The sequence below is a fragment of the Kitasatospora sp. NPDC094028 genome (assembly GCF_049543595.1).
In the GTDB taxonomy this organism is placed as follows: Bacteria; Actinomycetota; Actinomycetes; order Streptomycetales; family Streptomycetaceae; genus Kitasatospora.
The window spans coordinates 1-15073 of the sequence record NZ_JBMVFA010000063.1; the positions used below are offsets into that span (position 1 = coordinate 1).

Annotated in this window: 13 protein-coding genes and 1 pseudogene; 5 read left to right on the forward strand and 9 right to left on the reverse strand. The window is 71.6% G+C overall.

Features of this window, described 5'->3' with window-relative positions:
• On the reverse strand, positions 1–1665 hold a 1665-nt coding region (locus tag ACPC54_RS41080), incomplete at its 3' end, for a glycoside hydrolase family 10 protein (protein ID WP_498972722.1).
• Between the two features lie 446 nt (positions 1666–2111).
• A complete protein-coding gene (locus ACPC54_RS41085) occupies positions 2112–2765 on the reverse strand; it encodes a GOLPH3/VPS74 family protein (protein WP_498972724.1) in 654 nt (217 codons plus the stop codon).
• Between the two features lie 625 nt (positions 2766–3390).
• Between ACPC54_RS41085 and ACPC54_RS41090 the strand changes: the two genes are divergently transcribed.
• The 4 genes from ACPC54_RS41090 (at position 3391) to ACPC54_RS41105 (ending at position 7919) form a co-directional block, all read left to right on the forward strand.
• Positions 3391–5982, forward strand: coding sequence for an RICIN domain-containing protein (locus ACPC54_RS41090; protein WP_498972726.1), 2592 nt, complete (start codon positions 3391–3393; stop codon positions 5980–5982).
• 50 nt (positions 5983–6032) lie between these two features.
• Positions 6033–6209 carry a hypothetical protein gene (locus ACPC54_RS41095; RefSeq protein ID WP_498972728.1) on the forward strand — a complete coding sequence of 59 codons (177 nt, stop codon included), beginning with the start codon at positions 6033–6035 and terminating at the stop codon, positions 6207–6209.
• A gap of 144 nt (positions 6210–6353) precedes the next feature.
• Positions 6354–7286: a Gfo/Idh/MocA family protein gene (locus ACPC54_RS41100; protein ID WP_498972730.1), complete on the forward strand. Its 933-nt coding sequence runs from the start codon at positions 6354–6356 to the stop codon at positions 7284–7286.
• A gap of 114 nt (positions 7287–7400) precedes the next feature.
• The gene (locus ACPC54_RS41105) at positions 7401–7919 is read left to right on the forward strand and encodes a GNAT family N-acetyltransferase (protein WP_498972732.1); all 519 of its coding nucleotides are present in this window, start codon (positions 7401–7403) and stop codon (positions 7917–7919) included.
• Between the two features lie 21 nt (positions 7920–7940).
• Here ACPC54_RS41105 and ACPC54_RS41110 read toward each other — a convergent pair whose 3' ends face one another.
• From ACPC54_RS41110 to ACPC54_RS41140, 7 genes and pseudogenes are all read right to left on the reverse strand, one after another.
• Positions 7941–10301, reverse strand: a complete 2361-nt coding sequence (locus ACPC54_RS41110) for an ATP-binding cassette domain-containing protein (protein ID WP_498972734.1) — start codon at positions 10299–10301, stop codon at positions 7941–7943.
• 98 nt (positions 10302–10399) lie between these two features.
• Positions 10400–10813 carry a VOC family protein gene (locus ACPC54_RS41115; RefSeq protein ID WP_498972736.1) on the reverse strand — a complete coding sequence of 138 codons (414 nt, stop codon included), beginning with the start codon at positions 10811–10813 and terminating at the stop codon, positions 10400–10402.
• 89 nt (positions 10814–10902) lie between these two features.
• Positions 10903–11571 (reverse strand): annotated as a pseudogene (locus ACPC54_RS41120) (class I SAM-dependent methyltransferase); the annotation flags it as partial.
• A 37-nt stretch (positions 11572–11608) separates the two neighbouring features.
• Entirely contained in the window at positions 11609–12103 is a 495-nt protein-coding gene (locus ACPC54_RS41125; RefSeq protein WP_498972738.1) for an N-acetyltransferase, read from the reverse strand.
• A gap of 71 nt (positions 12104–12174) precedes the next feature.
• Positions 12175–12534 carry a hypothetical protein gene (locus tag ACPC54_RS41130; RefSeq protein WP_498972740.1) on the reverse strand — a complete coding sequence of 120 codons (360 nt, stop codon included), beginning with the start codon at positions 12532–12534 and terminating at the stop codon, positions 12175–12177.
• Positions 12535–12576: 42 nt separating this feature from the next.
• On the reverse strand, positions 12577–13413 hold the full coding sequence (locus ACPC54_RS41135) for an alpha/beta hydrolase (protein WP_498972742.1): 837 nt from the start codon (positions 13411–13413) through the stop codon (positions 12577–12579).
• A 90-nt stretch (positions 13414–13503) separates the two neighbouring features.
• Positions 13504–13938 (reverse strand): hypothetical protein, encoded by a 435-nt coding sequence (locus ACPC54_RS41140; protein WP_498972744.1) that lies wholly within the window; start codon positions 13936–13938, stop codon positions 13504–13506.
• 774 nt (positions 13939–14712) lie between these two features.
• On the opposite strand from ACPC54_RS41140, the gene ACPC54_RS41145 reads away from it, so the two are divergent.
• Positions 14713–15073, forward strand: a 361-nt coding sequence (locus ACPC54_RS41145; RefSeq protein ID WP_498972746.1) for a YncE family protein, incomplete at its 3' end; no start/stop codon positions are given.

Sequence of the window (15073 nt, forward strand, 5' to 3'; positions counted from 1 at the left end):
GCTGAACATCATCGAGCCGTAGGACGACCCGTTCACGTTCGACGCGTAGACCAGGTGCTTGCCGTTGACGACCACGTCGGTGAAGTCCTTGAGCGCGGTCCAGCCGTGCGCCGGCTGGGCCAGCGCACCCGTCGAGGACCACCGGTACGTCGACGGCAGGGCGCACGTTCCGCTCGGGGCGGGTTCTGCGGGGGGCGGCGCGGAGGCGGAGGATCCGGACGGCCGGAGGTTCCAGTGCTGGTTGGCACCGCCCCAGGAGTCCCAGATCTGGACGGGAGTGCCGTTGCCGGTCTGGTTGCCGGGGGTCTCCAGGGCCCGGCCACTGGCGAGGTTGACGAGGGTGTAGGAGCCGTCGCCGTTCAGGTTGGCCTTCCAGCGCTGGTTGGCACCGCCGTTGGCCTCCCACACCAGCGGCCTCGTGCCGTTGTCCGTCCGGCCGCCCGGCTCGTCCAGGACCCGGCCGCTCGCGAGGTTGGTGAAGGTGTAGGAGCCGTCGTCGTTCCTGGCGGCCCGCCACTGCTGGTTGGCGGCGCCACTGGCGTCCCACACCTGGAGCGGGGCGCCGTTGCGGTTCTGCCCGGCGAACTCGTCGAGGACACGGCCGGAGGCGCCCATCGCAGAGAGCGTGTAGACGGTGCCGGGGGTGATGCCGCCGGCCGGCGCGCCGCCGGCGCTACGAAGGGTGCTGAGGACGGCGTCGTAGGCGGGCTTCCTGTTGCCGTTGCCGTCGAACAGCAGGGGGTTCTCGCCGCTGCGCCAGGAGTCGCTGTCGCGGATGCCCCACACCGTGATGCCGGTGCAGCGGGCGACGTCGAGGCAGGCCCGGACGGTGTCGGCGTAGGCGGTGGCGGGCGCCTGGGCGATGTCGAGTTCGGTGAGCTGGACGTCGACGCCGAGTGCGGCGAAGCCGGCCAGGGTGGTCTGGAAGCTCGCCGGCGGGCCGCCGGCGCCGAAGTGGCTCTGGAAGCCGACGCAGTCGATGGGCACGCCACGGGACTTGAAGTCCTTGACCATGGCGTAGACGCCCTGGGTCTTGGCGTCGGACCAGTTCTCGATGTTGTAGTCGTTGTAGCAGAGCTTGGCCGAGGGGTCGGCGCTGCGGGCGGTGCGGAAGGCCTCCTCGATGAAGCCGTCGCCCAGCACGTTCTGGAACACCGAGCCGCGGTGCCGGCCGCTGCCGTCGTCGGCGAAGGCCTCGTTGACCACGTCCCAGGCGTAGATCTTTCCCTTGTAGTGGGCCATCTCGGCGGCGATGTGGTTGTCCATCACGCTGCGCAGGGTGGTGGCGTCGCCGAGGGACTTGACCCAGTCGGGCAGTTGGGAGTGCCAGACCAGGGTGTGGCCGCGCATGCGCTGGCCGTGCGCGGAGGCGTGGTTGACGATCGAGTCGGCGGGCGCGAAGTTGAACGACCCGCGGGAGGGCTCGGTGGTGTCCCACTTCATCTCGTTCTCCGGGGTGATCATCTTGAACTCCCGGTCGAGAATGGTCGCGTAGGCCGAATCACCGAGCCTTCCCGAGGCCACCGCCGTACCGAAGTAGCGGCCGCTGCCGCCCGCCGCGTCGCCGACCGTGGTCGGCGGGTTGGTGTCCGGTGTGAGCGCTGCCATGGCGACCAGCGGGACGGCGGCACCCGTCGCTGCGAGGGCCGCGGCGATCGCGATCACGCGGCGGGTCGCCGGACGGCGACGGTGAGAGCGGTTCTGATCTGGCAAGGGCTTGTTCCCTCTGGACGTAGTTGGCCTTGGTCTCGGCCTCGGTCACCTGCCAGTTGCCGCCGCGTGCAAGGAGGTTGCCGCGGATCGGGAAACCTTCTCGGACGCCCGGAGACGCACGGCCGCCTGGTCGGCCCGGAGCATGTTGCTCCGGGCCGACCCTGGACGACCAGTTCCTGCTCGGCCCCGACGTGCTGGTGGCACCCGTGTACGAGGCCGGCGCCCGCTCCCGCCGGGTGTACCTGCCCTCCGGAGCCCGCTGGCTCGACCCGGCCACCGGCCGCACCCTGGAAGGCGGGACGCGTTCGACGCGGACGCCCCGCTGGAACGCCTCCCGGTCTTCGTCCGGGAAGGCACCGACGTCGCGGGCCTGCTCCGCTGACCCGGGCGGGGGCCGCTCAGCTCCCGCCCATGCCGCCTTGAGCGGCGACCATGGTCAGGTTCAGCCCGTTCACCGCCCGGGCCAGGCCCGGGGTGCCGTCGGCGAGCCGGGCGGTGAGCGCCGCGATCCGGCCGCCGTGGGCCCGGCGCTCGTGCGCGGAGAGCACCAGCCGCAGGTGCCCGTGGGCGGCCAGCGCCGCGAGGACCGCGTCGCCGAACGGCACCGCGGCGACCGGTGCGTCGCCGCGGACGGCCTCGGCCACCCGCACCTGGAGGTCCAGGGCCTCGCGCGGATTGTCCATCGCCACCGTCCGGTGCGGAGCGACCGGGCCGTAGGGGTCGCGGTCGGCCATGGTCACCGCGCCGAGCACCGCGAGCCGCTCCTCGACGGCCTCCAGGGTGTCCTCGCGGCCGCGCCTGATCCACGCCTTCCAGGAGCGGGGCCGCTCGGCCACCTCCGCGAGCAGCGCGTCCAGGACCGGATCCCCGGTGGCCGCGGCGGAGACGACCCGGACCCGGCCCGCCCCGTCCTCGTCGACGGCGCCCCGGTGGGCGAGCTCGGCCAGGGCGGCGGCCCGCACCAGGAAGCCGGCCCGGGCGCGGTCCTGCAGCGACTGCGCCCGGGTGTCGAAGGCCAGCAGGTAGGCGTCCAGATGGAGTCCTCGGCTCATGACACCGACGATACGGCGCGCCGCCCCTGCCCGCCGTCGCCTTGCGGGACGACCCGCCCTCCACCTGCGGGAGCACACCCGCAGCGGGGCTGCGGGTCGCAGTGGGCATCCGGCCCGTCGAGCCCGTCGAGGAGGTGCACCTTGGCTCCGCGACCCGGGCGCCCCGGCCGTGGGCACCGCTCCCGAGGTGGAGCGGGCCCGCGACCGGGGCGGAGGTCACCCCTGCGGGGCGGGTGCCTCCGCCCGTGCCTCGATCACCAGGGCGTGACCGGGGCGGTTGGTCATGTCCGGGGCCGCCAGGCCGACGAAGTCCTCGAAGTAGCGTGCCGGCATGCGGAATTCCTCCGGGCGATCACGGATGGTGTGCGTGACCGTACTATCGAAGGCCCCTTCCGGGAAGTGCTGACGAGGCAGGCCTTGACGGCGTCCCGATCCGGCCACGAGGAGGCCGGCAGGATTCCTCGGATTCGCGGCAACCCTTTGCGGAGCCGGTGGCAACAAGAGGACGGATCCGGCCGGTTCGGGTGCCGGGATCCGCTCCTACCTCGTGCACGGCTCGCAAGGAGAACGTCAACCCATGAGCAAATCCCCCCGCAGTGGCGGCCGCGGACGTCACCGCCGTCGCATGAGCGCCACCGCTCTGCTGCTCGGCGTGCCCGTCGCGGTCGGGTCGTACTTCGTGGCCACCCACGACGAGTCCCAGGCCGCGACGGTCGACGGCGACGCGTACTACCGGCTGGTCTCGGTGCGCAGCGGCAAGGTTCTGGACGTCAACGGCTTCTCCACTGCCGACGGCACCCGTGTCCAGCAGTGGACCGACCAGAACACCGCCAACCAGCAGTGGCGCCTGAGGCCGGTCGGGGACGGCTACTACGAGTTGGTGAACCGCAACAGCGGCAAGGTGCTGGGCATCGCGGGCGACGCCACGAACGAGGGTGCCGTCGCCGAGCAGCAGACGGACCGGTCCGCGGCCTCCCAGCAGTGGCGGATCGGCGACGTGAGCGGGGCCGACGCGGTCACCTTCACCTCTCGCGAGAGCGGTCAGGTCCTGGACGTGACGGGCGGCTCCACGAACCAGGGCGCGCAGGTCATCCAGTGGGGCGGCTGGGGCGGTGCCAACCAGCAGTGGAAGCTGGTGAAGGTCCCCGGCACGCCGGCGGGCGGGGCCGGCGGCTCCCAGGGCTCCGGCCCGTACGTGTGGAAGAACGCCCCGGTGGCGGGCGGCGGTTACGTCACCGGCCTGGTGTTCAACCAGAAGGAGAAGGGCCTGCTGTACGCGCGCACCGACATGGGTGGCGCGTACCGCTGGGACACCGGCGCCGAGCAGTGGATACCGCTCACCGACTGGGTCGGCCAGAAGGACTGGAACCTGCTGGGCATCGAGTCGCTGGCCACCGACCCGGTCGACCCGGACCGGCTCTACCTCGCGGCCGGCACCTACACCAACGACTGGGCCGGCAACGGCGCGATCCTGCGCTCCACCGACCGCGGCCGCACCTTCCAGCGCACCGACCTGCCGTTCAAGCTGGGCGGCAACGAGGACGGCCGCGGGGCGGGCGAGCGCCTGGTGATCGACCCCGCGAACCACGAGAACCTGCTGCTGGGCACCCGCAGGAACGGCCTGTGGCGCAGCACCGACGCCGGGGTGACCTGGAGTCAGGTCTCCTCGTTCCCGGTCAAGGACGGGGCGGGCTTCGGCACCGGCATCTCCTTCGTGACCTACGGCCCGGCCGGCAGCAACACCGTCTACGTCGGCGTCGCCGACAAGTCCGCCAACCTGTACCGCTCCACCGACGGCGGCAACTCCTGGCAGGCCGTCTCCGGGCAGCCCACCGGCCAGATGCCGCAGCACGGCGTGCTCTCCGGTGACGGCTCGCTGTACCTGACGTACACCAACGCCCCCGGGCCCAACGGTGTGACGGCGGGTTCGGTGTGGAAGTACGACATCTCCGGCGGCGGGTGGAAGAACGTCTCGCCGTCCCAGGGCGGCTACGGGTTCGCCGGTCTGGCCGTCGACCCGCGGAAGCCGTCCACGGTGATGGTCACCACGCTGGACCGCTGGTGGCCGCAGGACGAGGTCTACCGCAGCACCGACGGCGGTGCGACCTGGAAGGCCCAGTCCGACAAGTCGGTGCGGGACCCCTCCATCGCCCCGTACCTCGGCACCGGCATCGGGCACTGGATGACCGCCCTGAGCATCGACCCGTTCGATTCCGGGCACGTGATGTACGGCACCGGCAACGGCATCTGGGCCACCAAGGACGCCAACGCGACCGACAACGGCGGTACCAGCCACTGGACCATCGGAGCCCGCGGGCTGGAGGAGACCGCACTGTACGACGCGGTCTCCACGCCCGGCGCCGCCAGACTCATCACCGCGATGGGCGACCAGGGCGGCTTCGTGTACGACGACCTGACGAAGGAGCCGACCGGGCGGCTGGTCAACCCGACGATCTACAACAGCACCTCGGTCGACTACGCCCAGTCCAACCCCTCCCTGGTGGTCCGGGTCGGCCGGGGCGGCGAGCAGGACGGCGCCCTGTCCACCGACGGCGGTCACACCTGGAACGGTTTCAAGGGCGAGCCGGTGCCCGGCGCGGACAGCGGTCACATCGCGATCGCGGCGGACGGCTCCAGCTTCGTGTGGACCGAGGCCGGCCAGGCCCCGTACCGCTCCACCGACCGGGGCGCGAGCTGGTCGAGGGTCAACGGCCTGGGCAAGGACGCCCTGGTGATCGCCGACCGGTCCTCGGCCACCACCTTCTACTCACTGAACAACGGCACGCTCTACGCCAGCACCGACGGCGGCGCGAGCTTCGGCGCCCGCGCCACCAACCTGCCCGCCGGCAAGCTCACCGCCGTCCCCGGTGTCGCGGGCGACCTGTGGCTCGCCACCGGCCAGGGCGTGCTGCACTCCACCGATGGCGGGCGCAGCTTCAGCAGGATCTCCTCGGCGCAGTCCGGCACCGCGGTCGGCTTCGGCAAGGCCGCACCGGGCACCTCGTACCAGGCGCTGTACCTGATCGGCACGGTCAAGGACGTGGCCGGCGTCTTCCGGTCCACCGACGAAGGCGCCAGCTGGGTGCGGATCAACGACGACGCCCACCAGTGGGGCGGCTTCGCCGGACAGGGCATCATCACCGGTGACCCCGACATCTACGGTCGCGTCTACATCGGCACCAACGGACGCGGTCTGCAGTACGGCGACCCGTCCTGACACCACCGACCGTGCGGGGCCGCAGACCCTTGCCCAGGTTCCAGGAGTCGTTGCGACACCCCGGCTCAGGGGATGCACTGGACTTCGAGATCCGCGAGGACCTGCCGCAGCGCCCGGTGAAGTCGAGCCGGGAGCGGGCGGCGCACTCCCCGCTCGTGCAGCAGGGGCGCAGCAACGGAGACGCGTGCCCGATCGTCGGCATCCGTCCAGGGACCGGCCTCAAGTGACTGCACGGCGGCAGCGGCGAACGAGGCGGGAAGGCGGCACCACCGATCACTGCGGTGGTGCCGCCTTCCCGTCCATCGCGGTACCCGACCGCTCAGCCATAGGGTGGGGGTGATGGTGGTCGGCGCGAACGTGTGGAGATGTTGATGGACTCGTCCCCTGTTTCCGATGGTGGTCTTCTTCCGGTCGGGGTGGTGGGGCTCGGTGACATCGCGCAGAAGGCGTATCTGCCGGTGCTGGGTGCGCTGCCGGGCCTCGACCTGCGGTTGATGACGCGGGACGGGAAGAAGCTGGACCGGATCGGGGAGGCGTACCGGGTCGGCCCGGAGAGCCGGTACACCGATCTCGGGGAGTTGATCGGCAGCGGGATCCGGGCGGCGTTCGTGCATGCCGCGACCAGCCAGCATGTGCCGATCGTGGAGCAGTTGCTGACGGCGGGTGTGGACGTGTATGTCGACAAGCCGCTCGACTACACCCTGGACGGCGCCCGCCGCCTGGTCGGCCTGGCGGACCGGACGGGCCGTTCGCTGATGGTGGGCTTCAACCGGCGGCACGCGCCCGGCTACGCGCAGGCGCTGGAGCGGCCCCGGGACCTGATCGTGCTGCAGAAGAACCGCGAGGGCCTGCCGGAGGCGGCCCGCTCGCTGGTCTTCGACGACTTCATCCACGTGGTCGACACCTTGCGCTTCCTGGTGCCCGGCGAGGTCGAGCACGTCGACGTCCGTTCGCGGGTGCGGGACGGGCTGGTGGAGCACGTGGTGCTGACGCTCGGCGGGGACGGGTTCACGGCGCTGGGGATCATGAACCGGGTGTCCGGTTCGACGGAGGAGGTGCTGGAGGTCTCCGGCGGCGAGTCCAAGCGGGAGGTGCGCAACCTCGCCGAGGTGATCGACCACCGGGGGCAGCCGACCGTGCGCCGGCGCGGTGACTGGGTGTCGGTCGCCCGGCAGCGCGGGATCGAGCAGTGCGTGCTCGGGTTCCTGGCCGCCGTCCGGGACGGGAAGACCGTCGACGCGCACGACGCGCTGCGCACGCACGAGCTGTGCGAGCTGATCGTCGAGCGGATCGAGGGCCGCTGAGTGCGGGGCGGGCGACCCGCAGGTGGTCCGCCTCAAGCCCTGACCCGACCTGCGGTTATGCTGCCTCCGCCGCCGGTGGTCACCGGCGGCGGAGGCGACACGGGGGGCTTGAACATGCGGTACCGGATCGAGCGGATCGGCGGCGCCGAGGACTGGCAGCGCCTGCGCGCCGTACGGCTGGCCCAGCTGCTCGACACGCCGATGGCGTTCGTCGAGACCCACGAGACCGCGCTGCGGCACCCCGAGGAGGAGTGGCGGACCCGGGCCGCGGCGGTGAACGGGCCCGGCCGGGTCGGCCTGGTCGCGGTGGACGGCGAGCGCGGCGACGAGTGGGTCGGCACGATGCTCACCCTCCCGCACCCCGAGGAGCCCACCACCGTGGTGCTGATCGGCGTCTGGGTGGCCCCGGAGCACCGCGGCCGCGAGCGCGGCGTGACGGACCTCCTCTTCGACGCCGTCCTGGACTGGGCCCGGGCCGAGGGCGCGAAGCGGATGGTGCTCCGGGTGCACGAGGCCAACGACCGCGCCGCCGCCTTCTACGAGCGGCGCGGCTTCGCCTTCACCGGCCACGCGGAGCCGTTCGTGCTGGACCCGACGACGAGCACCCTGCGGATGGTCCTCCCGCTGGACTGACACCCGGCCCGGCGGAAGGAGCTACCGGACGTAGTCCGCCAGGTGCTCGCCGGTCAGCGTGGAGCGGGCCGCGACCAGTTCGGCCGGCGTCCCCTCGAAGACCACCCGGCCGCCGTCGTGCCCCGCGCCCGGCCCGAGGTCGATGATCCAGTCGGCGTGCGCCATCACCGCCAGGTGGTGCTCGATCACGATCACCGACTTGCCGGAGTCCACCAGCCGGTCCAGCAGGCCGAGCAGCTGCTCCACGTCGGCCAGGTGCAGGCCGGTGGTCGGCTCGTCCAGGACGTACACGCCGCCCTTGTCCGCCATGTGGGTGGCCAGCTTCAGCCGCTGCCGCTCGCCGCCGGACAGCGTGGTGAGCGGCTGCCCGAGGCTCAGGTAGCCGAGGCCGACGTCGGCGAGGCGCCGGAGGATCCGGTGCGCGGCCGGGAGGTGGGCCTCGCCGGCGCCGAAGAACTCCTCGGCCTCGGCGACCGGCATCGCCAGCACCTCGCTGATGTCCCGCCCGCCGAGCCGGTACTCCAGCACCGCGGCCTGGTAGCGGCGGCCCTCGCAGTCCTCGCAGGTGGTCGCCACGCCGGCCATCATCGCCAGGTCGGTGTAGACCACGCCGGCGCCGTTGCAGGTCGGGCAGGCGCCCTCCGAGTTGGCGCTGAACAGGGCGGGCTTCACGCCGTTGGCCTTGGCGAAGGCCTTGCGGATCGGGTCGAGCAGGCCGGTGTAGGTGGCCGGGTTGCTCCGCCGGGAGCCCTTGATCGGGCTCTGGTCGACGGAGACCACGCCCTCGTCGGGCGGGATCGAACCGTGGATCAGCGAGCTCTTGCCGGAGCCCGCCACGCCCGTGACCACGGTGAGCACCCCGAGCGGCACGTCCACGTCGACGTCCCGCAGGTTGTGCGCGTTCGCGCCGCGGATCGCCAGCGTGCCGGTGGGCGTGCGCACGCTCGTGCGCAGCGCCGTCCGGTCGGCCAGGTGCCGGCCGGTGACGGTGCCGCTGGCGCGCAGCCCGTCCACGGTGCCCTCGAAGCAGACCGCGCCGCCCGCCGTACCGGCGCCCGGGCCGAGGTCGACGACGTGGTCGGCGATCGCGATGGTCTGCGGCTTGTGCTCGACCACCAGCACGGTGTTGCCCTTGTCGCGCAGGCGCAGCAGCAGGTCGTTCATCCGGCTGATGTCGTGCGGGTGCAGGCCGGTGGTCGGCTCGTCGAAGACGTACGTGGTGTCGGTGAGCGAGGAGCCGAGGTGGCGGATCATCTTGACGCGCTGCGCCTCGCCGCCGGACAGGGTGCCGGAGGGGCGGTCGAGCGAGAGGTAGCCGAGGCCGATCTCCACGAAGGAGTCGAGGGTGTGCCGCAGGGTGGCGAGCAGCGGCGCCACCGAGGGCTCGTCCAACTCCTTTACCCAGGCGGCCAGATCGCTGATCTGCAGGGCGCAGGCGTCGGCGATGCTGATTCCGCCGATCTTCGAGGAGCGGGCTGCGGCGCTGAGCCGGGTGCCCTCGCAGTCGGGGCAGGCGGTGAAGGTGACGGCGCGCTCGACGAAGGCCCGGATGTGCGGCTGGAGGGCGTCCTTGTCCTTGGCGAGCATGGACTTCTGGAGCTTGGGGATCAGGCCCTCGTAGGTGAGGTTGACGTTGTTGATCCGGACCTTGGTCGGCTCGCGGTACAGGAAGTCCTGCAGTTCCTTCTTGGTGTACTTGCGGATCGGCTTGTCGGGGTCGAGGAAGCCGGAGTTGGCGTACACGCCGACCGTCCACCAGCTGTCCGTCTTCCAGCCGGGGATGGTGATCGCGCCCTCGTTGAGGGACTTGCTGTCGTCGAACAGCTGGGCCAGGTCGATGTCGGAGACGGTGCCGCGGCCCTCGCAGCGCGGGCACATGCCGCCGGTGATGCTGAAGCTGCGCCGCTCCTTGACGGTCTTCCCGCCGCGCTCGACGGTGACGGCGCCGGCGCCGCTGATCGAGGGGACGTTGAAGGAGAAGGCCTTGGGGGAGCCGATGTGCGGGGTGCCGAGGCGGCTGAACAGGATGCGCAGCATCGCGTTGGCGTCGGTGGCGGTGCCCACGGTGGAGCGCGGGTCGGCGCCCATCCGCTGCTGGTCGACGATGATCGCGGTGGTCAGGCCCTCCAGGACGTCCACCTCGGGGCGGGCGAGGGCGGGCATGAAGCCCTGGACGAAGGCGCTGTAGGTCTCGTTGATCAGCCGCTGGGACTCGGCGGCGATGGTGTCGAAGACCAGCGAGCTCTTGCCCGAGCCGGACACGCCGGTGAAGACCGTCAGCCGGCGCTTGGGGATGTCGACGTCGACGTCCTTCAGGTTGTTCTCGCGGGCGCCGTGCACCCGGATCAGGTCGTGGCTGTCGGCGACGTGCGGCTCGGCCATCGTTCTCTTCGCTCCCTGGCTGTCGGTCGGGTTCTGCGGGCTGCGCGGGGGCGGGCCCGCCCCGGGGGTGTCCCGGGGCGGGCCCGGTGGCCGCGGGTTCAGCGCACCTCGTTGAAGCGGACCATGTTGCCCGCCGGGTCGCGGAAGGCGCAGTCGCGGACGCCGTACGGCTGCTGGGTCGGCTCCTGGACGAGTTCGGCGCCGCCGGACTTCAGCCGGTCGAACACGCCTTCCAGGTCGGTGGTGGCGAGCACCACGCGGGCGTACGTCCCCTTGGCCATCATCTCGGTGATCGTACGCCGTTCCTCCTCGGTGATGCCCGGGTCGGCGAACGGCGGCTCCAGCACCAGCGAGACGTCGGGCTGCCCGGCGGGGCCGAGGGTGATCCAGCGCATCGGGCCGCCGCCGACGTCCTGGCGGACCTCGAAGCCGAGCAGGTCGCGGTAGAAGGCGAGCGAGGCCTCGGGGTCGGTGTGCGGGAGGAAGGTCCAGTGAATGGTGATCTCGTTCATGACTGCAACGCTAGGCCCGCCTCCCGCGCGGGCGCTTCTCGAAAACTGATCGGTTCGCGCGGGCCCGGCCAAGATCCGCAGGACACGCCTCAGACGCGGCAGCGCAGCATCTCCAGCGGGGGGTGTGCGAGGAGGTCCGCCCAGAAGTCCTCGCCGTACGCGCGCAGGCCCTCCTCGGAGACCCGCAGCGGGACCCACTCCGGCTCGCGGAACCCGGCCGCGCGCAGGGACGCCTCGTAGACCTCGCGGCGCGGCGCCGCGCCGACGATGGTGATCGGCCGCGGGTCGAGCAGGGCGGTGACCCGGACCTTCGGACCGGTCGGGAGCTCCTCGCCGGTCGGCTCGCAGCGGAAGCCGTACGCCTCCAGGGACGGACAGTCGAAGCGGTAGTCCGGCTTCTGGGCGAGCACGAAGAACTCCCCGCCCGGCACCAGGCTCCGGTGGATGCGGCGGCACATCCGCTCCATGGCGGCGACGTCCGCGGCGTAGTTCAGGCACTGCACCGCCAGGGCGAGGTCGAACTTCCGCTCCAGCGGCCGCAGTTCGGCCACATCATCGACCTCGTAGGACACCCCCGGCGGCTCGCGCCGCTCGATGCCCCGCGCGGCGGCGACCATCTCGCCGGAGATGTCGACGCCCAGCACCTCGGTGGCGCCGCGGCGCCTGAACTCCCGGCTGTAGAAGCCCGTTCCGCAGGCCAGGTCCAGGACGGACCGGCCGCGCACGTCCCCCACCAGGCCGAGGAAGCTCGGCACCTCTGCGTACCGCGCGCGGTGACGCCGGAGTCCAGGTGGGTCAGGCGGCGGGCAGGGCCTGCCAGTCGGCCCAGGTGATGTCGCGGCCCAGGTAGCGCGGGTGCTGGAAGGGCCAGTCGGCGGCGATCCACTGCGGCACGAGGGCGTCCAGCGCGCGCTCCACCTCGCTGCCGACGAGCTCGGCCACCACCCACCAGGACACCTCGCCGTCCGCGCCGGCCCGCTCCGGCGGGTCGATGTAGACGCAGCCGCGGATCGCCGTCTCGGCGCGGTCGAGCAGGACGTAGTTGAAGGACTGGTGGGCGGTGATCTCCTTCTCGTGCCGCAGCAGGTCGATCCGGTTCGCCTCGTAGGTGATGGTCTCCGCGGGCCAGCCCCAGGCCGGTCCGAAGATGCTCCACAGGTGCTCCCGCGAGCCCATCACGGCCGGGTAGTCGAGGGGCGCGTCGGCCTCGCGGATCGGCCGCAGGTGGTGGGCGCCGTCCGGCAACGGGACGTGCAGGGGGTGGACGAAGTCTTCGGGCAGCCAGGTCATGGCGCCGAGGCTAGCGGCGGCCGGGCCGTGGGCGCACGGAATTTCCGGACGGGGTGCGCGGGCGGCCCCGGCTACCAGATCCAGATCCCGGTGCCGCCGTCCGTCAGGTGGGCCGCCTCGGGGCCGGGGCGGGAGGCCTCGTCCAGCGGGACGGTGAAGCGGTGCTCGCCGAGGTCCAGGACGAGGAAGCGCCCCGGTGCCAGCTCGCAGGTGTCGACGGTCTTGCCGATGTAGTAGCGCAGCAGCTCCACCGACCCGGGCGAGGGGAACCGCCAGCCCCGGCAGCCGTACCGCCCGAAGGGGGCGCTCAGCGCGCGCAGGACGGGCCCGTCGAAGTGCAGCTCGACGTGGTCGCGCATGAAGCACACCGCGCTCACCTCCCGGCCGATCAGCAGCCGGAGCGGGTCGTTCGGGTCGTCGGCGGTGTCCATGCGCCCATGCTGTCAGAGGGCGGGTCCGGCCGTGGCGGCGGGTCAGGCCTGGTCGAGGTCGCCGGCCGTGGGGGCGAGCGCCCAGTCGAGCGCGAGGTCGGCGACGGCCTCCCAGCCCTCCTCGCCGCAGGTGTAGTGGCTGCGGCCGTCGAACAGCTTGTAGGCCGTGATCGCCTCGGAGTGCTTGACGTTGCGCTCGTAGTTCTCGCGCTGCACGGCAGGGGGCAGGATGTGGTCGTGGCCGCCGGAGATGAAGAGCAGCGGCGCGCGGTCGTCGTTGGAGAAGTCGTAGGTGGTCGCCGCGTGCGGGGTCACGTTCGCCAGACCGCCCTGGAACAGCATGCGGCCCGAGACCGGGACGGCGTACCGGTCGTAGACGGCCTTGGAGTCCTCGACGCTCAGGTTGTTGGTGAACGCGTAGTGGAAGTCCTTCTCGCTGATCGGCACGGCGCGGCTCTTGTTGGCCGGGTTGTGCAGGACCGGGAACGTGGCCCTGATCTCGCTGAACGGGAGCGCCCGCACGCCCTTCACCGCCGCGCCGTCGATGGACACCCCGGCCGCGCCGTAGCCCGCGCCGACGAGCAGCTGCGCGAACGCTCCGCCGAACGAGTGGCCCATGATGATCGGCTTCGTGTCGAGCGCGTCGATGATCTCCGCCAGGTGGTCGAAGACCTCGCGCACGCCGAGGCCCGCCAGCGGGGACGGGTCGGCGCGCAGCGCCTCGACGCCGGCGGTGCCGGGCTCGACGCCCGGGTAGCCGGGCGTGAGGACCTTCAGCCCGCGCTGCTCGTAGCGGGTGACCCAGTGCTCCCACGACAGCGGTGTCATCCAGAGGCCGTGGACGAGGACGACCGTGTCCACGGCTGCTGCTTGCTCCATGTGCCCGATCCCAATCTCCCGGGGGACGGCCCGCGCCGCCGTGGCGGCCGGGCGTCGGCGTACCGACCCGGTGCGCCGACCCTTTTCAGGCTATTCGGACACCGGGGAGGCGGCGCGGCCGATGGCATGGTCCCGGACCTCCGCCGTCACCGTCGGATGCCCGCCGCCCCGCCGGGTCCAGCGGCCGTCCGCGCAGGCCGGCACCACATCCTCGCCCGGGTCCCGGCCGCCCAGGCGCCCCAGCGTCCGGAAGCTCAGGTGCTCAAGTCCCAGCCGCTTCGCCTCTGCGGGCGGCATCTCCTTGATCTCCCGGGCCTTGGCCCGGCGACGATCCGTGAGCAAGGTCGTCTCCGGGTCGAAGCCCGGTCTCGGCTCGTGCGGCAGAGCCCGATGCGGGCTCCCGCTCCGGTAGCCGGTCTCCGCCTCCGGCACGTGCTCCGCCCGCAGCCGGGCCCGCACCAACTGGTCCTCGGTCAGGTCGGACAGCACCACCGGCTGCCGAGAGACCGCGGGCCCCTGGCCCACCCGGCGTCTCCGCCGGCCGTCACGGCCAGAACAGGCAACGGCCTGTCCCCCGGGAAGGGATGGGAAGCCCGCCAGGTCGAATGTCAGCAGTAACGCACCATCTCCGTGGCCAGAACAGGCCGTACACGAATGATTCACCCTGGCGGAGCAAGTCGGTTGACATATGATCAAGACAGGCTTATGGCAGGACGGAAAAGAGAAGCCCGGCTCGCTCAGACATGCAGCGCGTCCCTCGGGCGCGAGGCTCGCCAGGGCGGGAAGGGTGGGCCCATCGACCTGCCGGCGGGAACGCCCCCACCATGTAGAAGTGCCTCAAGGGGCTGGCATCAGGTGAGTTGATCAGCCATTGCGGCTTCGGCTGGTCACGAGCAGGGCCAACTGCATGGCAGCCGGCCATGGAAAAGTCCGAGCCGCGCAAGCCGTCGCCTGCTGCTTGGTCGACCACCATATCCGCCTCGCTGCCGCCGCAGACGTCCTTCTCTTGGTGGAATCGAGTCGACGACTCGATTACTCCATCAGGGTGAATTATTCGCGTGCGGCCTGTTCTGGCCACGGAGATGGTGCGTTACTGCTGACATTCGACCCGGTGGGCTGCCCATCCCTTCCCGGGGGACAGGCCGTTGCCTGTTCTGGCCGTGACGGCCAGCGGAGACGCCGGGTGGGCACCCTTGGAAGGTTGCGAGACGCTCTTGTTGACGCCTCTCCATCTGATGGAGCGTCAACTACGCCTCTTGGGCGCCCCATCCCGATCGGATCTGGATCAAGGGGTGTGTCATGGCCAAGAGCTATCAGTCGAAATGGCGTCAACTGTTGGGCCTCGGAAGGCCCAAGCAGAGTGCGGCGGTGACGCCGCCGAATCAGACGGTGGCGGTGGGCAGCTTCCCGACCGGGGTGGCGATCACTCCCGATGGACGGCACGCGTACGTGACCAACGAGGGCGACAACACCGTCAGCGTGATCGACACCGTCACCAACACCGTGACGGCCACGGTCGTCGTGGGTACCGGACCGTTCGATGTGGCGGTCACTCCCGACGGGCTGCACGCGTACGTGACCAACAACGGCGACAACACCGTCAGCGTGATCGACACCGTCACCAACACCGTGACGGCCACGGTCGTCGTGGGTACCGGAC

Coding starts and splice junctions, on each gene's coding strand:
- ACPC54_RS41100 (WP_498972730.1), top strand. CDS start 6,354: ATGGACTCGTCCCCTGTTTCCGATGGTGGTCTTCTTCCGGTCGGGGTG.
- ACPC54_RS41110 (WP_498972734.1), bottom strand. CDS start 10,301: ATGGCCGAGCCGCACGTCGCCGACAGCCACGACCTGATCCGGGTGCAC.
- ACPC54_RS41090 (WP_498972726.1), top strand. CDS start 3,391: ATGAGCGCCACCGCTCTGCTGCTCGGCGTGCCCGTCGCGGTCGGGTCG.
- ACPC54_RS41125 (WP_498972738.1), bottom strand. CDS start 12,103: ATGACCTGGCTGCCCGAAGACTTCGTCCACCCCCTGCACGTCCCGTTG.
- ACPC54_RS41085 (WP_498972724.1), bottom strand. CDS start 2,765: ATGAGCCGAGGACTCCATCTGGACGCCTACCTGCTGGCCTTCGACACC.
- ACPC54_RS41115 (WP_498972736.1), bottom strand. CDS start 10,813: ATGAACGAGATCACCATTCACTGGACCTTCCTCCCGCACACCGACCCC.
- ACPC54_RS41135 (WP_498972742.1), bottom strand. CDS start 13,413: ATGGAGCAAGCAGCAGCCGTGGACACGGTCGTCCTCGTCCACGGCCTC.
- ACPC54_RS41105 (WP_498972732.1), top strand. CDS start 7,401: ATGCGGTACCGGATCGAGCGGATCGGCGGCGCCGAGGACTGGCAGCGC.
- ACPC54_RS41130 (WP_498972740.1), bottom strand. CDS start 12,534: ATGGACACCGCCGACGACCCGAACGACCCGCTCCGGCTGCTGATCGGC.